Annotated in this window: 13 protein-coding genes; 7 read left to right on the top strand and 6 right to left on the bottom strand. The window is 63.5% G+C overall.

The window, feature by feature from the left end; translation table 11 throughout:
* Window position 1 precedes the first annotated feature (1 nt).
* The 4 genes from sufD to DOM57_RS01005 form a co-directional block, all read right to left on the bottom strand.
* Window positions 2–1,339 (bottom strand): Fe-S cluster assembly protein SufD, encoded by a 1,338-nt coding sequence (sufD, locus tag DOM57_RS01020; protein ID WP_110647383.1) that lies wholly within the window; start codon window positions 1,337–1,339, stop codon window positions 2–4.
* On the bottom strand, window positions 1,336–2,088 hold the full coding sequence (gene sufC, locus DOM57_RS01015) for a Fe-S cluster assembly ATPase SufC (protein ID WP_110647382.1): 753 nt from the start codon (window positions 2,086–2,088) through the stop codon (window positions 1,336–1,338). The genes sufD and sufC overlap by 4 nt, the downstream gene beginning before the upstream one ends.
* A 106-nt stretch (window positions 2,089–2,194) precedes the next feature.
* Window positions 2,195–3,637 carry a Fe-S cluster assembly protein SufB gene (gene sufB, locus DOM57_RS01010; protein WP_110647381.1) on the bottom strand — a complete coding sequence of 481 codons (1,443 nt, stop codon included), beginning with the start codon at window positions 3,635–3,637 and terminating at the stop codon, window positions 2,195–2,197.
* 157 nt (window positions 3,638–3,794) lie between these two features.
* A complete protein-coding gene (locus DOM57_RS01005; RefSeq protein ID WP_110647380.1) occupies window positions 3,795–4,271 on the bottom strand; it encodes an SUF system Fe-S cluster assembly regulator in 477 nt (158 codons plus the stop codon).
* A gap of 713 nt (window positions 4,272–4,984) precedes the next feature.
* Here DOM57_RS01005 and DOM57_RS01000 point away from each other — a divergent pair.
* From DOM57_RS01000 to DOM57_RS00970, 7 genes are all read left to right on the top strand, one after another.
* Window positions 4,985–6,397 (top strand): UDP-glucose dehydrogenase family protein, encoded by a 1,413-nt coding sequence (locus DOM57_RS01000; protein WP_110647379.1) that lies wholly within the window; start codon window positions 4,985–4,987, stop codon window positions 6,395–6,397.
* A gap of 160 nt (window positions 6,398–6,557) precedes the next feature.
* A complete protein-coding gene (locus DOM57_RS00995) occupies window positions 6,558–8,519 on the top strand; it encodes a glycosyltransferase (protein ID WP_110647378.1) in 1,962 nt (653 codons plus the stop codon).
* 26 nt (window positions 8,520–8,545) lie between these two features.
* Complete coding sequence (locus tag DOM57_RS00990) at window positions 8,546–10,009, top strand: PilZ domain-containing protein (protein WP_110647377.1); 1,464 nt, start codon at window positions 8,546–8,548, stop codon at window positions 10,007–10,009.
* Window positions 10,010–10,074: 65 nt separating this feature from the next.
* Window positions 10,075–10,992 carry a polysaccharide lyase gene (locus tag DOM57_RS00985; RefSeq protein ID WP_110647376.1) on the top strand — a complete coding sequence of 306 codons (918 nt, stop codon included), beginning with the start codon at window positions 10,075–10,077 and terminating at the stop codon, window positions 10,990–10,992.
* 14 nt (window positions 10,993–11,006) lie between these two features.
* Window positions 11,007–12,245 (top strand): alginate lyase family protein, encoded by a 1,239-nt coding sequence (locus DOM57_RS00980; protein ID WP_239496063.1) that lies wholly within the window; start codon window positions 11,007–11,009, stop codon window positions 12,243–12,245.
* A gap of 65 nt (window positions 12,246–12,310) precedes the next feature.
* The gene (locus DOM57_RS00975) at window positions 12,311–15,070 is read left to right on the top strand and encodes an SEL1-like repeat protein (RefSeq protein ID WP_162619405.1); all 2,760 of its coding nucleotides are present in this window, start codon (window positions 12,311–12,313) and stop codon (window positions 15,068–15,070) included.
* Window positions 15,067–16,242, top strand: a complete 1,176-nt coding sequence (locus DOM57_RS00970) for an alginate lyase family protein (protein WP_110647374.1) — start codon at window positions 15,067–15,069, stop codon at window positions 16,240–16,242. Before DOM57_RS00975 ends, DOM57_RS00970 begins: the two co-directional genes overlap by 4 nt.
* A 62-nt stretch (window positions 16,243–16,304) precedes the next feature.
* Here the strand turns inward: DOM57_RS00970 and DOM57_RS00965 are convergent, their stop codons facing one another.
* Complete coding sequence (locus tag DOM57_RS00965) at window positions 16,305–17,597, bottom strand: adenylosuccinate synthase (RefSeq protein WP_110647373.1); 1,293 nt, start codon at window positions 17,595–17,597, stop codon at window positions 16,305–16,307.
* A 92-nt stretch (window positions 17,598–17,689) separates the two neighbouring features.
* The gene (locus DOM57_RS00960) at window positions 17,690–18,871 is read right to left on the bottom strand and encodes an ATP phosphoribosyltransferase regulatory subunit (RefSeq protein WP_110647372.1); all 1,182 of its coding nucleotides are present in this window, start codon (window positions 18,869–18,871) and stop codon (window positions 17,690–17,692) included.
* Window positions 18,872–18,938 lie beyond the last annotated feature (67 nt).

The following is an 18,938-nucleotide window of genomic DNA, read 5'->3' as shown; positions in this document are numbered from 1 at the left end:
TTCAAGCCTCCTGCACCGCCTCGGCGGTTTCGACCAGATCGCTGAGATTGAAACGCTCCGGCAAACGACCCGCCACGGCGCGCTCGACCCGCTCGGCCACGGCACTCAAGCGCACCTGCTCCATCACCTCGCCGGCGAAGGCCAGCGTCAGCAATGCCCGCGCCATCGGCTCGTCGATGCCGCGGGTGCGCAGCGCATACACCGCGTTTTCATCGAGCTGGCCGGTGGTCGCGCCGTGGGAACACTTGACGTCGTCGGCGTAAATCACCAGCTCGGGCTTGGTGTCGATCTCGGCGCGATCGGAGAGCAGCAGATTGGCGTTGTTCTGATACGCCTCGATCTGCTGGCTATCCCGCTTGACCATCACCTTGCCGTTGAACACGCCATGAGCGCGGTCGTCGAGGATGCCCTTGTAGTTCTCGTTGGAGAACGTACGCGGCGCGTTGTGATTGACCAGCGTATGGTTGTCGACGTGCTGGCGCCCCTGGACGAAGAACAGGCCGTTGTAGTGTGTCTCGGCACCCTCGGCGTTGAGTTCGGTGACCAGATCGTTGCGTACCAGCGCGCCACCGAGATTGAGATTGAACGAATTGAAGCGGCTGTCGCGACCCTGCTCGATATGAATGCTGGCCACGTGCAGGTCCGCCAGCGACGCTTCCTGCAGCTTGTAATGATCGATCATGGCGCCGCGATCGAGCAGAATCTCGCTGACCACGTTGGTGAAGTTGGCGGCTTCCGGCTCCCCGACGTAATGTTCGATGATCGTCGCCTCGCAGCGCGCACCGGCTTCCACCAGTACCCTCGGGTGGCTCATCACCGGCTGATCGTTGGCTCGCGAGAGCATCAGCAGGTAGATCGGCTTGTCGACCACGGTGCCGGCGGCCAAGCGCACGATGGCACCCTCGTCGGCAAAGGCGGTATTGAGCGCGGTGAAGGGTGAGAAATCGACTCCCGCGAGCCGCCCAAGGGCACCGCCGACCGCTTCGTGATTGGCCTCGATCGCCTGTGACAGCGGTTCGATGGAGACGCCCGCCGGCAGCCCATCGAGCTCGGACAGCCCGGGATTGAAACGGCCGTCGACCAGCACCAGCCGATAGGCGTCGATATCCAGACGCTGCGCGTCGAAACGGGTCGCGTCGAATTCGGCATCCGTTGCCAGGGCGAAGTCGCCCTCGGCGATGCGTCGCACGTCGGTGTACTTCCACTCCTCGTCGCGACGGGTCGGGAAACCGAGCGCCTCGAAGCGCGCCGCGCCGGCCTGGCGGCGGGCCGCCACCCAGCTCGGATCCTCGCCACGGCGTGCGTTCAGACGCTTGAGAAAGCGTTCCGGTGCACTCATGCGACAGACTCCTCCAGCACCCACTCGTAACCGCGAGCTTCGAGTTCCAGCGCCAGCTCCTTGTCGCCGCTCTTGACGATGCGGCCGTCGACCAGCACATGGACCCGGTCCGGCTCGATGTGATTGAGCAGACGCTGATAGTGGGTCACCAGCAGAATCGCGCGGCCGGCACTGCGCAGCGAATTGACGCCCTGCGCGACGATTTTCATGGCATCGATGTCGAGCCCGGAATCGATCTCGTCGAGCATTGCCAGTTTCGGCTCGAGCACCAGCATCTGCAGGATTTCGTTGCGCTTCTTCTCGCCGCCGGAGAAACCTTCATTGACCGCGCGCTGCAGGAAGCTAGGATCCATCTGCATCTGGGCGCTCTTCTCGCGCACCAGCTTCATGAACTCCGGCGCCGGGATCTCGCCTTCACCGCGGGCTTCGCGTTGGGCGTTGAGGGCCGCCTTGAGCAGATAGATATTCTTGACCCCGGGGATCTCGATCGGATATTGGAACCCCAGCAGCAGGCCGGCGCGGGCACGCTCCTCGATTTCCATCTCGAGCACGTCCTGTCCCTCGAACAGAATCGTACCCTGAGTGACCTCGTAGCCTTCCTTGCCCGCGATCACCGCGGACAGAGTCGACTTGCCGGCCCCGTTCGGGCCCATGATGGCGTGGACTTCACCGGCATTGACGGTCAGATCGAGACCCTTGAGGATCGCCTTGTCCTCGACCGTGACGTGAAGATCTTTGACTTCGAGCATGTAATTACCTTAAGACGGTGATCTTGAGACGACAGGGGCCACCGAAACGGCCCCCGGAAAAAGCGGATATACCATCGACGAAGCGCGTCGGAAGCCGACGATCGCGTCAGCCCACCGAACCTTCCAGAGTGACATTGAGCAACGCTTCGGCCTCGACCGCGAACTCCATCGGCAGCTCCTGAAACACGTCCTTGCAGAAGCCATTGACGATCATGCTGACGGCGTCTTCCTCGTCGATGCCGCGGGCACGGCAGTAGAAGAGCTGGTCGTCGGCGATCTTGGAGGTGGTGGCCTCGTGTTCGACGGTGGCGCTACTGTTGCCGATCTCCTGATACGGGAAGGTATGCGCGCCGCACTTGTCGCCGATCAGCAGCGAGTCGCACTGGGTGTAGTTGCGCGCTCCCTTGGCCCGCGGACCGATCTTGACCAGCCCGCGGTATGCCTGGTCGCTGTGGCCGGCGGCAATCCCCTTGGCGACGATGGTCGAGCGCGTGTTCTCGCCGATATGGACCATCTTGGTGCCGGTATCGGCCTGCTGGCGCCCATTGGTCACGGCCACCGAGTAGAACTCGCCGATGCTCTCCTTGCCGCGCAGCATGCAGGAGGGATATTTCCAGGTGATCGCCGAGCCGGTCTCGACCTGGGTCCAGCTGATGCGGGAGCGATCGCCACGACAATCGCCACGCTTGGTGACGAAGTTGTAGATGCCGCCCTTGCCGTCCTCATCCCCCGGATACCAGTTCTGCACCGTGGAGTACTTGATGTAGGCATCCTCCAGCGCGACCAGTTCGACCACCGCCGCGTGCAACTGGTTTTCGTCGCGCATCGGTGCCGTGCAGCCTTCCAGATAGGAAACCTGGGCCTTCTTGTCGCAAATGATCAGGGTACGCTCGAACTGGCCGGTGTTGGCCGCGTTGATGCGGAAATAGGTCGATAGCTCCATCGGACACGTCACGCCTTCCGGCACATAGACGAAGGAGCCGTCGGTGAACACCGCCGAGTTGAGCGCGGCGAAGAAATTGTCGGCCTGGGGCACCACGGTGCCCAGGTACTGGCGTACCAGCTCCGGGTACTCGCGAATCGCCTCGGAGATGGAACAGAAGATGACGCCGGCCTCGGCCAGTTTTTCCTTGAAGGTGGTGGTGACGGAGACGGAGTCGAACACGGCGTCCACGGCAACCCCAGCCAGCGCCGCGCGCTCATGCAGCGGAATGCCCAGTTTCTCGTAGGTTTCCAGCAGCTTGGGATCGACTTCATCGAGGCTCTGAGGGCGATCCTCCGGCTTCTTCGGTGCACTGAAATAAGAGATCGCCTGATAGTCGATCTCCGGGTATTCCAGATGGGCCCAGGAAGGTGGCGTCATCTTGAGCCACTGGCGATACGCCTCGAGGCGCCATTCGAGCATCCACTGCGGTTCGTCCTTCTTCTGGGAAATGAAGGCGATGACGCTCTCGTCCAGGCCGGGCGGCACGGTATCGCTTTCGATGTCGGTCACGAATCCCTGCTTGTATTCGCGACGGACCAGTTGCTCCATCTCTTCGCTAGCCATGGTCTCCTCTCCTCTCGTTCGAGAGTCTTATCGTGGCAGCTCGCTTACCCACATCGGCGGCTTCCCTCTCTTGCCATCGACGGTCGTTGGCGATGCTGACCCATTTCGTCGTGCTATCGTTTTTGACCCAGCCGGTTTGACCCGGGCCGGCCGTCTTTCAGCCCTTGCCGTACTCGGCTCCACTCGCCAGGGTCACGCTCTGTATGGGCATCTGCACCGGCAGCTTGATCGGCGCGGTCTGTGCCAGGTGCGCCAGCGTGACGCCATCCAGCAGGGTGCGAACCGCCTGCGAAACGCGTTGCCAGTTGTCCGCCACGCCGCAGATGTCCAGCAATTCACAATCGCCATCGGCATGACTGCACTCGGTCATGCCAATGGGGCCCTCGATAGCCGCAATGATGTCACTGGCCGATATCCTCGATGCCGGCCGCGCCAGTACATAGCCACCCTGCGAGCCGCGTCGCGATTCCAGCAAGCCTTTCTTGGCCAGCATCTTGAGAATCTTGCCCACCGTGGGATGGGGAAGATTCACGCATTGCGCCAATTCGGATGCCGTCTGCGCTTTCGCGGGGTCACGTGCGATATGCGCCATGATGACCGCGGCGTAGTCAGTCAACTTCGACAGTTTCAGCATGCCCGATGTCCCTGGTTATCGACATCATTCATATAGGACCATTTTAGTCCCCTTTGCTCCCGCTGTGAACCCTGGCAGCTCTCTTCGGTCCCCTGGCACATCCATGCGGGAGGGGCCGTTAGTAGAGACTGAGCAAACAGCGTCCGAGAGCCGGAGACGAACGACAACTGCGGCCAATTCACCGATCTTCAATCCCTGCATCAAAAATAAACAAAAAGCCTCTCTTCGATATCCATGAAACATGAAAACAACTTATTTAACACATTGTTTCATAATGGCGGTTTTTACAAAAAATCACGTCTCTATTTACCGACAACCCATGTCGGCCTCAGGGAACAACCAGCGCAATACTTCGACATGAATTGTGTACCGGAACCAGCAAGGCAGATCGCGTATTGGACCGCAATCGACTTTAGCCCTAACGTTTTCAGCAGTTCGGAAACGGCGTTCGTTAGTGGCTGTAAATATTCGAACACAAAATTATATAAATAAAATCAGTTACTTATATAAGGTAAATTTTTTAACCCATTGATTCCGGGTCTTTTATGAAGCGCGCCCGCTCACTGGGAATCGAATGGCGTTAGAAGAGACGTGAGAATCGCTTCCCTGTCTTTCTTACGTCGCTGTCGATTGCCTCTCGAATCACCGCTGTCGTGTTAAAGAGCGTCACGATGAGACAGAAATGTAACGCTACATAAGCAAGGAGAGCAGTAATGCGGATCACTATCTTTGGTACTGGCTATGTTGGCTTGGTCACCGGCGCCTGCCTTGCCGACGCCGGTCATGAAGTCATGTGCATGGACGTGGACAGTCACAAGATCGAAGGCCTCAAGAATGGCATCATTCCGATCTACGAACCGGGCCTGGAAGCGCTGGTCAAGCAGAACGTGGCCGAAGAACGGCTACTGTTCACCACCGATCCGGCGCAAGCCGTCAACTTCGGCGCGTTGCAGTTCATCGCCGTAGGCACCCCGCCCGACGAAGATGGCAGCGCCGACCTCAAATACGTGCTCAGCGTGGCCGATGCCATTGCCGAGCACATGCAGGAGTACAAGCTGGTCATCGACAAGTCGACGGTGCCGGTGGGCACGGCCGATCACGTCTCCAAGACGATCCGTCACCGCCTGGCACGACGCGATGTCGATATCGATTTCGACGTCTGCTCGAATCCGGAGTTCCTCAAGGAAGGCTCGGCCGTCGAGGACTTTTCCCAGGGCGCGCGGATCATCATCGGCTGCGACTCACCCCGTGTCGAACCGCTGATGCGCGAATGCTATGCACCCTACAACCGGCGCCAGGAAAAGCTGATGTTCATGGACATCCGTAGCGCCGAGCTGACCAAGTACGCCGCCAACGCCATGCTGGCGACCAAGATCAGCTTCATGAACGAGATCTCGAATCTCGCCGAACGGCTCGGCGCCGACGTCGAGAACGTTCGCCGTGGCATCGGCAGCGATCCGCGCATCGGTTACAGCTTCATCTATCCCGGCTGCGGCTACGGCGGCTCCTGCTTCCCCAAGGACGTCCAGGCTCTGGCTCGTACCGCCCAGGACGTGGCTTACGAAGCCGAATTGCTCAATGCGGTGGAGGCAGTCAATCGGCGCCAGAAGGCCAGTCTGTTCACCAAGCTCTCCCAGGCGCTCGATGGCGACATTCGCGACAAGACCATTGCGGTTTGGGGGCTGGCTTTCAAGCCCAACACCGACGACATGCGCGAAGCGCCCGCCCGGGCCTTGATGGAGTCCATCTGGGCCGCCGGCGGCAAGGTCCGCGCCTACGATCCGGAAGCGATGAAAGAGTGTCGCCGCATCTATGGCGAGCGCGACGATCTCGTACTGACCCGGCGCCGCGACGACACCCTGGAGGGCGCCGACGCGCTGGTCATCTGCACCGAGTGGAAAGCGTTCCGCACGGTCGATTTTCGCCGTCTGCGCGAGCAGTTGACCACACCGGCGATCATCGACGGACGCAACCTGTTCAACCCGGACAGCGTGCGTGCCGCCGGCCTGCTCTACTTTGCCGTCGGACGCGCCGATTCGCTGCGGATACCGCAGGCGGATGCCACCACGTCGCCCATGGCAACCCAGACCGGGCGCAACGGCCCGAGCGTGGCCTACACGCTCTGACGTTACGTCCCCGCCGGCGTTGGCCTGGGCCAGCGTCGGCTCCGAATGCCATGCCCCCGTTCCGATTGGCGCCTGCGTGTCGATCGGAGGGATCCGCGTCGGCGACGTCGACGCCGACGCGCAAGGAATGCCGTCGAGGTACGATTCCAAGGACATCCCGATGAACCATTTCAACTACACCCGCGCCAGACCCAGCAAGGCGTCGATCGCGACGGAGCTGACCGTACTGCTGCTGTTGGCATCAACGATCGTGCTGTTGGTCGCGCATCTGCCAAGTGAAGTCTTCCACCCCGGATCGAAGAGCTTCATCCTCGCGGTGGGTCTGGTTGGCGCCTGGCGCTACTCATGGTGGTTCGTCCAGGCAATCCGTTCGGTCTGGTACAACCGCCGAATCTTCCCCCGGCTGCGGGCCGAAGCCGATGCCGCCAGCGCCGAGCAGGAACCGGACGCGCTGTATGTGCTCTGCACGTCGTTTCGCATCGATACCGAAGTCACCTTCGCCGTCTACGACGCGCTGGTTCGCGATGCCGCCGACTACGGCGTGCCAACCACGATCTTCGCCGCCATCGCCGATCGCAGCGATGTCGACATCATCGACCAGGTGATGGAAGAACACGGCTGGCCACGCAACGTCAGCATTCGCTACATGTTCCAGAAAGGCGACGGCAAGCGTTCGGCGATGGCCGAGGTCCTGCGCGCCATCTCCCGCTGCATGCCAACCGAGCGTTCGCTGCTGGTCAGCATGGACGGTGATATCCGCATCGAACCGGGCACGTTGGAGCGTTCGCTGTCGTTCTTCCTCTCCCGCGGGGATCTCGGCGCCATCACCACCAACAACAACGCCGTGGTCATCGGCAACGACGTGACCAAGGAGTGGTATGACCTGCGCTACGCACAGCGGCATCTGGTCATGAGCTCGACCTCGGTCTCCGAGTGCCTGCTGGTGTTGACCGGGCGCTACAGCGCCTTCCGTGCCGACCTCGCCACCAATCCGGAGTTCATCGAACTGGTCGAGAACGACCACGTCGAGCATTGGCGCTTCGGCAACTTCAAGTTTCTCTCGGGCGACGACAAGTCGACCTGGTTCTGGCTGCTCAAGCACCGCTGGAAGATGCTCTACATTCCCGACGTCTATGTCACCGGGTTCGAGGAGTTGCCGAACCGCCACCGGTTCTTCCGCTCGTCGCTGGACCTGATGCGCCGCTGGTTCGGCAACATGCTGCGCACCAACGGCCGCGCCATCGCGCTGGGCCCGAAGCGCGTGGGCTGGTTCGCCTGGTGGAGCCTGGTCGATCAACGGCTATCGATGTGGACCACCTTGATCGGGCCCACCGTCGCGGTGCTGCTGACGCTGTTCATACGCCCCTCGTTCATCTTCGCCTATCTGCTCTGGATTCTCATGACCCGGAGCATCACCAGCCTGGTACTGGCCTGGCAGCGCGGGCGCTGGAGTCTGCTGTGGGTGCCGCTGCTCTATTACAACCAGTTGAGCGGCGCGATTCTCAAGACCTGGGTCAGCTTCCGCTTCAACCGCCAGACCTGGTCCCGCCAGGGTATCTCCGCCGGCGAGCCGGACGACCCGCGTGCCGCACGCCGTCAACGCCTCGGCGGCCACCTGATCCACACGCTCTACTTCAGTGCACTGGTCTTCGTGCTGGCGGTGGTCGGCGGCGTGATGGCGCCGGCGGATCGTCTGTCGGTCGCCGCCATGACCGGCGAGCAACCCGATGACGTCACCCCGGAAAACCGCGGCGACAGCTACTGGCTGGCGCTGACGCTGGCCGACGTTCCCGAAGGGAGCAGCGTGCACCTGCCGCCAGGAGAGTTTCGGCTCGACAACAGTTTCGATCGGCGCGTCGCCACGCTGGACCGCCTTCGGGGCGCCAGCATGCACGGCTATGGCGATCCGCGGACACCGACGGTCCTGCACGTCGATCCGCAACTCGCCCCGCGGTTCGGAGTCGGCGACAGGACGCTCGCCGAGGCCGGACATCTCGACTGCGATGCGAAGACCCCCTGCCACCTGCGAATCGCGGGCCACGATATTCGACTGATCGATCTCTCGCTGTCGCTTGCCGACAGTCACAAGGACGAGAACGCACTGGCCATGACTGGCCAATAAGCCAGGGACACCAAGGAGATTTCACCATGTCAGATCATTTCCAGGATTCGCAGCGCGACCCGGACCAGTTGCGTCATGAGCGCCGCGACGAACGGCGTCACGTTCGCGTCGAGATGCCATTCAACGTCCGGCTGGGCGACGATCGTGTCGTCAAGGGTCATGACCTGTCGATGAGCGGATTCTCGGCTTTCACCACGCTGCACTTCGAGCCCCATCGCGATATTCCCGTCGCCCTGATAGTGATGGCCAGCGGCATCGAGCTGAGTCTGCCAGCCACGGCGAGACCGCTGCGGGACATCGGCGAAGGCCCCCGTCAGCGCATGGCTTTCGAATTCACTCACATGGAGCCGCGTCAGCGCGAAATTCTGAAACGCGTCATTCGCGCCCAGATGAGCGGCCGTCATGTCAGCCTCGACGGCCTGGTCGAGCATCAGGATCCGCAGACACCGCGCAAGCGCCGCGCCAACGCGGCCGTGCCGTCGACCAGGACCAAGCGCCGGGTGCCATTGTTCCGTTACCTCGCGCTGCTGGTCGCCGCCGGCGTGCTGACCGCGGTAGTTGCCGCCACCGTCTATCGCAATGTGTTCTTGATCGAGCCGAGCTTTGCCGCCGTGACGGCCCCGCGCACCGACATTCTGGCACCGGGCGCCGGACAGTTGGAGGATCTCCATCTCAAGGCCGGCGACAAAGTCAAACGCGACCAGCCGCTGATCCAGGTCAATAACGCCGAACTGCAGAACGATCTGCTGCTGGCCCAGGCCTCGTTCGATTACAACAAGCGGCTGATCGAAAATCTGCAGGAAAGCCTCGAGGATCCGGACAACGGCAAGGTCAGCGTGGCGACCTCGTCCAATCCCGCCGAGGGCGAGCTGGGTTACGAGACGCTCACGCCGGAAATCGCGCGCACGCGGGTCGAGCAGTTCGAAACCGCCCGCGACTACGAGAGTTCGCGCATAGACGCCTACAAGTCACGGCTCTCCGCCAACACCATCTATAGCCCCTGCGACTGCGAGGTGGCCTGGGCCCTGAGCGCCGCCGGCGGCACCTACGTCAATGAAGGCGATCGCGTGATGACCCTGGTCAGCACCCACGACAACGACGTCATGGTCGAAGCGCTGGTGCACATGGACGATATCGGCGACATCGAAAGCCACCAGAAGGCTTACATCGCACTGCCCAACGCTTCCGAACCGATCCCCGCCCGCGTGCGCAGCGTGGCGCTGGATGTGGAGCGTCAGCCGCGTGCCGGTTTCCCCGACTGGGTCCGCCAGCAGCAGAACGTCGCCAGCGTCCTGCTGGTACCGGAAGAGCCACTGCCCGCCAGCGCCGTCGGCACACCGGTGGACGTGCGCTTCACCGAAGCCCCGATGCTCGACACCGCCGCCGAGTGGGCCTACCAGGCTGGCCGTGCCGTCTACCAGGGCGTGCAGTCACTGTGGGGACGTGCCGCCGATGGCCTGCGGGGTGAAATGAGAAGTGCAATGAACTGAAGCGTGAATGGACTCGTCCCTCGCGAAAAGTCATTGCGAGACGCGATTTCGCCAAGGAGAAGATCATGATTCGACCGCAACTTCCTATCATTCGTCCGCGACGTGCCAAGCGCCATTTTCGCCGGTCCCGCAACACGGGAGCCGCGCTGCTGCTTGGCCCCGCCCTGGCGCTAGCGTCGTTGCCCGCCCACGCCGCCAGCGATGGCGATCTGACTCGGCCGCAGGTCGCCGCCTGCTCTACCCGCTACGCCCCGGTCCAGACGCTGGCCATGAAGGCCAATGACGATCCCGAGGACTGGGTCAAGGATACCCTCGGCGGCCAGCGCCGCTGGGGCGAGCAGAACCTGCAGCAGTTGAGTGCCGCCGACAGCGATCTTGGCGCCCCGGCGTTGCGGGTCACCTATCCGCAAGGCACCTCGTCGCCGAGCGATGCCGAGGAGGGCGGAGCCGGTTTCGTCATGCCGGTACCGGCACTGCGCCAGGCAGATCGCGCCTGCCTGCGCTACCAGGTGCGCTTCCAGTCCGGTTTCGATTTCGTCAAGGGCGGCAAGTTGCCGGGGCTTTATGGCGGCGACGGCCCGACTGGCGGTGACGAAGTCACCGGAGAGAACGGCTTCTCGATGCGCCTGATGTGGCGCAAGCAAGGGCAAGGCGAACTCTACGAATATGTCGCCAACAAGGAGTCCGACTACGGCGAATCGGTGGGCCGCGGCCGCTGGCGTTTCACCCCGGGCCAGTGGGTCACGGTCGAACAGGAGATCGTGCTCAACGACCCGGATGAAGAAAACGGCATCGCACGGATCTGGATCGACGGGCAGCCTACGCTCGAGCAGCACGGCATCGTCTACCGCACTACCGACCGCGTGCACATCGACGGCCTGATGTTCTCGACCTTCTTCGGCGGCCACGGCAGCGATTGGCGCACGCCCCGCGACCAGACCGTCGATTTTGCCGACTTCACGCTGATGGTTCCCAAAACGTGAGGGAGTCGCCGCTTATGAACCGGACTTCACTGATTAGGTCCAGCCTGCACCGGGGCATGATCCTTTTCATCGGCTTCGCCACGCTGGGGCTGTCACTGTCGGCGCAGGCGACGATGAGCTACGAGGAGCGTCAGCGCCTGGACCTGTCCCAGTACACCGTGACCGATCCCGACGCCTCTTATTTCGACGTCAAGGCACGGATGGCACTGCTCGCGCGTACCGACAACGATCTGCTGCAGTACGCAAGTGATCAGCTCAAGCACGGCCCCAGTTGCCAGCAGGAGTTGGCGAAACCGCCGCTGGACAGCGTGATTCGTATCCCCGGCTACTATCCCCAGCCCAAGGCGTGGGAACTGGCCTCCGAGCCTCTCTTCGATTTCGAGGACACGGTATCGAACCTGGCCGGCTCGTACGTCGCCACCAGCGACACCTACTACGCCGATTGTCTGGTGCGCTTCCTCGACAAATGGGCCCGCCACGATGCGTTGAGCGAGTTCTACTACAACCGCCTCGAGCCCCAGGGCTGGTATTCGACCGAATCGATGATGTTCGCGGCGGCGATGGCCTACTCCATCGTCAGACCCGCGATCGAGGGGCGCGAGGAAGAGATCGCACGAATCAATGACTGGCTCAATCGCTTGGCCCATAAGCACTCCGCCATTCGCGGCGGGGATCCGAGCTGTTGCAACAACCATTTCTATCGTCGGGCGCTCTACGCCAGCATGATCGGCGTACTCACCGACGACGACGAGCTGTTCCAGTTCGGCATCAGCGCGATCTACTCAGCACTGAGCGACATGACACCGCAGGGAGCCCTGCCGCACGAGATGGCGCGCGGTCGGCGTGCCAGCCACTACCAGAACTACGCCCTGCTCTATCTCGTCAACATCATGCAGGTGGCCTATCGCCAGGGCTACGACCTGTTCAATTTCGAGTATCACGGTCACACCATCGACGATGCCGTGCAGTTCGCGCTGGATACCTTCGACGATCCGGCAGCCCTCGGTAACCTGGCGACCCATGCGCAATATCGCGGCTTCCTCGACGATGAACAGTACCTGGCCTGGATGGAGATCTACCTCAAGCACCGCGACGACCCTCGGGTCTCCCACTACGTCAGCCAGAAGCGCCCCATCGACAACCGCAGCGCCGGTGGCTACGTGACCTTCTACTTCATGGACCCGAAGGATCAGTCCCACGTCATACCCGAGCCAGACGACCAACAGATCGCCACGACGTTCGAACCCGACTGACGATGATCAGCCATTATCGGCCCGCGCCAAGGATGGGCGGGTCCTACCGATCAGGAGAGATTTATATGACAACACCGAGTCGAACCGCACGTCCGTCCCATTCGCGACGCCCCGGCCGCTTCTTGCTGGGCCCGGCTTCGGTCCTGGTTTCAGCCGTGGTGCTGACGGCTTGCGCAGGCCAAGGCGCCTACCAGGCACAGCCCATCGCGCCGGAAGACCAGGAACTGTTCGCTCACCACTATATTGAGTCGATGCCCTCCACCGACTGGAACCGGGTGGACTATATCCGCGAGCTGGAAGCCCAGGGCAAGACCTTGGAAGCCATCGAACTGCTCAAGCCAATGGCGCAGGAACATCCCGAAGCCAGCTACGAGCTGGCGCGGATCTACGATGACGGCATGGGCGTGCCTCGCAACCCCACCCTGGCCGTTCACTACTACCGCCAGGCCGTTCCCTATGAATTCAGCGGCCTCGACAATGCTTCGCTGAAGCTGGGTCGGCTCTACCGTGCCGGGGATGGCGTGAAGCAGGATCAGGCACTTGCCTGGAACTTGTTCCAGCAGGCAATCGATCACGATGGCAATCCCAGCGCGCGTATCGAAGTTGCCGAAATGCAGCTGGCAGGCGAAGGCGTGCCGCGCGACGTCGATGCCGCACGCCAGCAACTGGAAGAGGCCGCGGAGCAGAACGAACCACGTGCCCTGCAGATGCTGGCCGAAAACTATGCCGCTGGCGGCGCCTTCGACACGGACCCCGGCAAGTCCCGCGCCTACGCCGAGCGTTACGCCCAGGCCATGACCCCCCAGGCCGAGAGCGGCGACGTGAATGCCATGCTCGCGCTATCGCGACTCTATGCCGAGGACGGTCTGCTTCCACAGCCGGCCCGGGAAGAGCAGTGGCTGACCCGCGCCGCCGACAGCGGCGACCCGCAAGCCCTGGCGGCGGCCGGTCATTTGCTGGTGCAGAAACAGGACCCCTCCAAGGGACTGGCCATGCTGGAGCGCGCCGCCGAAACGGGCAACGTCGATGCCGCCTACTGGCTGGGTCAGGCTTATCTGGGGCAAGGGCAAGTCTCCGCCGACCCGGCCCAGGCCGAGAAATGGCTGTCTCAGGCCGCGCAGCAGGGCAATATCGATGCCGCCCGCACGCTCGGTAGCGCCTACCTCGATGGTGACGTTCTCACGCGCAACGTCGCCCAGGGCGTTCAATTGCTCGAACGTGCCGCGCAGCAAGACGACGCCTACGCTCTCGCGCTACTGGGCAATCTCTATCTCGATGGAAAACAAGTCCAGCGCCAGGCGAGTCGCGGCATCGACTATCTCCAGCGCGCACATGAACTCGGCCACCCCTATGCCACCGCGCGTCTGGGCGAGAGCTATCTCAAGGGTGACGGCATCCCCGCCGACCCGGTACAGGGCGTGGCACTGTTGACGGAGGCCGCCAATCAAGGCCAAAGCGGCGCCGCCCGCACGCTGGGTATCGCCTATATGGACGGAGCCGGGCTGCAGCACGATCCGGCCAAGGCCCAGCAGTGGCTGAGCCGCGCCGTCGAACAGGATCCCAACGATACCACCTCGAAGACACGGCTCGGCCAAGGCTACCTCGAGGGCAAGCTCCCCGGCTCCAGCCAACAGGGCGTCAAGCTGCTCCAGGACGCTGCCAACCAGGGCGACGCTTATGCCATGGTCGTGCTCGGCCGCGCCTATCGTGACGGGGTCGGGGTTCCCCCGGATCTGACGCTGTCGGAGCTGTGGCTCAGACGCGCGGCCAAAGCCGGCCATCCCTCGGCCCAGCAGGCACTGGCACGCACCTATCGCGCCAGCGGTGAGCGCGGCGACGTCAACGACCTGATCCGCGCCGCGCAGATGGGGGAAGTTCCGGCCATGGCCGATCTCGGTCGCGCCTACCTGCGTGGCGAGGGCGTGCGTGCCAACTACGCCAGCGCTCGGCACTGGCTGCAACAGGCAGCCGATGAGGGACACCCCGGTGCCACCGCCTCGCTGGGGCGAATGTACGCCGAAGGCCTCGGTGTCGACGTCGACAAGGCGCGCGCCGCCGATTACTTCGAGCGGGCGATCGCCGCCGGCCATGTCGGTGCCGAAGCCGATCTCGGTGAAATGCTGCTGAAAGGCGATGGCGTCCCGGCCGATCCGCAACGCGGCATCCGGCTGCTGACCCAAGCCGCCAATGCCGGTCACGGCTCGGCCGGAGTGACGCTGGGCGAAGCCTATCTCACCGGCACCGGCGTGGCCGCCGATCCCGAACGCGGAGTGCGTTACCTGACTCAGGCGGCCGAACGGGGAGACGACAACGCACAACGCCTGCTGGGACAGTCCTATCTCGAAGGCAACGGCGTCGAGCAGGATCCGGAAAAAGCCGTGACATGGCTATCGAGGGCCGCCGACAACGGCAACGTCTCCGCGCAGACCTCTCTCGGTTCGGCTTATCTGGAAGGCCAGGGTGGCGTTGCCCAGGATGTCGAGCGCGGCAAACAACTATTGACCGCCGCCGCCGATACCGGCCATGCCGGCGCCGAGGCCGCTCTCGGCCGCGCCTATCTGAATGGAGAAGTGCTGCCGCGAGATCCCCGCAAAGGTGCCGAACTGCTGGTGAAGGCCGCCCGCCAGGGACACCAATCCGCACGGCTCTCGCTGGCTCAGGCCTATTTGCAGGCGCGAGGCGTCGAGTTCGTCAATCAGGAGCAGGCCATGATCTGGCTCGACGGCGTCATGGACAGCGACAGTGAAACGGCGATCGAGACCCTGCGGGATCTGCTCGAAGATCCTCAGGTCGCAGCGGCAGCCGGTAGTGATTCTTCGAAATGAGACGATGGCCGGTACGGGTCTCGGCGCTGGCGCTGGCGTTATCGGTGCAGATAACGCCGGCCGGGGCCGATCCCGACATTCCGCAGTCGGTCGTCGACGACGCCGCCCAGCGGATCGTCACCGAGGCATCATCGGAGCTGGAAACGCCGCTGTACAGCGTGGTCGACAAGACCCGCATGCCCGCCAGCGGCGATCCTCACGACTATTTCAGTTTCGCGCCCTATTGGTGGCCGGACCCGGAACGCCCCGACGGCCTACCTTTCGAACGACGCGATGGGGAGTACAACCAGGCCACGCTGAGCGAGGCGACCGACAAGCAGCGGCTGATCGACTTCGTCGGCACCGTCAAGCGATTGGCCTGGGCCTACCGGATCGACGGCGATCCACGCTACGCCGAACGGGCCATCGCCCAGCTACGCCACTGGTTCATCGATCCCGAAACGCGAATGCACCCGAATCTGCGCTACGCCCAGGCGATTCCCGGCCGTGTCGACGGTCGTGGCATCGGCATCATCGAGAGTCGCCTGTTGATCGAACTCGCCGACGCCATCCGACGCCTGGAGCCGGCGCTGGACGACGCGACCCTGAAAGCGCTCAAACAGTGGTATGCGGACTATCTCGACTGGCTGCTCGCAAGCGACAACGGCCGGGACGAGGCGTCGAAGCGCAACAATCACGGCACCTGGTACGACGCCCAGGTGACGGCGTTCGCGCGCTTCGTCGGGCGTCCCGAGCTGGCCAGACGGCAGCTGCACGAAGCCGACGCCCGGCTGGCGGTTCAGTTCGATGCCGACGGCGCGCAGCCATTGGAGCTCGAGCGCACCCGCCCCTGGCACTACGTCAATTTCAACCTGGCGGCGTGGTCGGTACTGCTCGACGAGGCCGAGGCGCTCGGCCTGAAGTGGCCCGAAATGCCGGCCGAGCGCCAACGTCTCGCCGCCGGCTTTCGCTGGGTCGCCAAGTATGCCGCAAGGCCTCGACGCTGGTCGTTCGACGAGTTGAAGGGGTTCCATCCGCAGGTCGCCCTGCCCAATCTTGTCGCCGCGCGGCGCCACGGACTGCTCGGCGACCACGGCCGGGAAGCCGAGGCGTTGATCCATGCATGGATGAAACAAGGCGATCACGGCCTCTCTCCGTCCCGGTTGCTGGCGATCTCGCCGCCCCGCCATTGACGATAACGGCCCGCTGCCTGGCAGCGGGCCATGTGACAATGCGGACAAACTACTGCGCTCGTTCAGGCGAACGGATTGCGTAGCACGATCGTCTCGTTGCGATCCGGACCGGTGGAGATGATGTCGATCGGCGTGCCCACTTCCTGCTCGAGGAAGGCGATGTAGGCACGGGCATTGGCGGGCAGATCCTCGACCCGCTTGGCGCCGAGGGTCGACTCGTTCCAGCCCGGCAGGTCGTGATAGAGCGGCTCGACCACTTCGTAGCCTTCGGAGTCCACCGGGTTGTCGATGGTTTCGCCATCCTTGCTGCGATAGCCGACACACACGCGGATGTTTTCGAGGCCGTCGAGCACGTCGAGCTTGGTCAGGCAGATGCCGGAAACCGAGTTGATCTGTACCGCATGGCGCAGCGCGACCGCGTCGAACCAGCCACAACGGCGCGCCCGGCCGGTGGTGGCGCCGAACTCGTGCCCCTTCTCCGCCAGATGGCGGCCGAACTCGTCGAACAGCTCGGTCGGGAACGGCCCGGAACCCACGCGCGTGGTGTACGCCTTGGTGATGCCCAGCACGTAGTCGAGGTAGAGCGGCCCGACCCCGGAACCGGTCGCGGTACCGCCGGCGGTGGTGTTGGAGCTGGTGACATAGGGATAGGTGCCGTGGTCGATATCGAGCAGCGAGCCCTGGGCGCCTTCGAACAGGATGTTCTCGCCCGCCTTGCGGATATCGTGCACCAACGAGACGGTATCGCAGACCATCGGCCGCAGCTCCTCGGCGAAGGCCATCGCCTGTTCCAGGACTTCCTGGAAATCGACCGCCGGCTCACCGTGATAGCGGGTCAGCACGAAGTTATGGTAGTCGAGCACTTCGCCCAGCTTGGAGGCGAAACGCTCGCGGTGGAGCATGTCGCCCAGGCGCAGGCCGCGACGAGCCACCTTGTCCTCGTAGGCCGGACCGATGCCACGACCGGTGGTGCCGATCTTGGCCACGCCGCGGGCCTTCTCGCGGGCCTGATCGAGACGCACGTGGTACGGCAGGATCAGCGGACACGCCGGCGACAGGCGCAAACGCTCGCGCACCGGCACGCCCTTGGCCTCGAGTTCCTTGATCTCGTCGATCAGCGCCTCCGGCGACAGCACCACGCCGTTGCCGATGACGCAGGTCTTGTCGTCGCGCAGCACGCCCGAGGGGATCAGGTGCAGCACGGTCTTCTGACCGTCGATCACCAGCGTGTGGCCGGCGTTGTGACCGCCCTGGAAACGCACCACGGCACTGGCGGACTCGGTCAGCAGGTCGACCACCTTGCCTTTGCCCTCGTCGCCCCACTGGGTACCCAATACGACTACGTTCTTGCCCATTGCTCTCTTCTCTCGATCAATTCGTCGCGATCGACTCGTCACGATGCATTCGTCGCGAACCATTCGTTTGCCGGCGTAGGGCCGTCGTCGACTCAATTCAGCGGCTCGGTGCACCATTCGCCGTTACTGAGTACCAGCCGGCGATTGCAGCGGTGCGCCCCCGGGCCGGTATGCTGGCCGGGCAGCGCCTGAATCACGCGCTCGCCCTGCCCCCGCAGGCGATTGATGGCCTCGTTGAGCGCGGCGTCCTCGTCGCTCGGCGCCCAGATGCCGTCGGCCGGCGGTTCACGCTCGGCCAGCGTCGCCAGCTGCTTGAGGTCCATGGAAAATCCGGTAGCCGGACGGGCCCTGCCGAAGGCCCTGCCGGTGTCGTCGTAGCGTCCGCCCTTGCTCAAGGCCTGACCATAACCCGGGACGTAGGCGGCGAACACCATACCCGTGTGATACTGATAGCCACGCAGCTCGGCCAGATCGAAATAGATCGAAACCTCGGGGTGTTCGTCGACGACACCGCGATGCAGCCGTACCAGTTGCTCGAGCGCCTCGAGGACGGCGCCCGGCGCCTCGCTCAATGTCCGCCGCGCGGGCTCGAGTATCTCGGCGCCACCATGCAGTCGCGGCAGCTCGCTCAACATCCGCGCCAGCGACGGATCCTCGACATTGGCCGCGACCAGCTGGTCGACCGTGGTGAACGCCTTGCGCTCGATGGCGTCGAACAGCGCCCTCTCCACCTCGTCGCTCCAGTTGGCCGCACGCGCCAGTTCGCGATAGATCGCGATATGGCTCAGTGCCAGGTGAATCTCGCCGGCGCCGGCGGCCTTGAGGCTGGAAAGCGCCAGACGCAGCACTTCGATATCGGCTTCCAGGCCCGCATGCCCGAACAGTTCGACACCGACCTGCATCGGGCTGCGGCCGCCCTGATGCTTGTCGGCCTGGGCGCGCAGCACGGTGGTGCAATAGCACAGCCGCACCGGTCCCTGGCGCTTGAGCGAGTGCGCGTCCATCCGCGCCACCTGCGGCGTGACATCGGCACTGGCCCCCATCATGCGACCGGTCAATTGATCGGTGAGCTTGAACGTCTGCAGATCCAGATCGGTGCCGGTACCGGTCAACAGCGAGTCGAGAAACTCGACCGGCGGTGGCATGACCAGGTCATAGCCCCAGCGGTGGTACAGGTCGAGCAGCGTCCGACGCAACTCCTCCATCCGGGTCGCCTGCGGCGGCAATACTTCATCCATGCCGTCGGGGAGCAACCAGCGGTCAGCGATCGTCATGAGCCTGTCCTGCCAAGCGGTAAGTCGGTAATGATTGGTGGTGCGGGCCTGTCTCGCCATGTCGAGC

Origin of the sequence: Salinicola peritrichatus (assembly GCF_003206715.1) — a bacterium.
GTDB lineage: Bacteria > Pseudomonadota > Gammaproteobacteria > Pseudomonadales > Halomonadaceae > Salinicola > Salinicola peritrichatus.
Note: the sequence above shows the minus strand (reverse complement) of the source record. Positions and strands in the feature narration are given on the sequence as shown.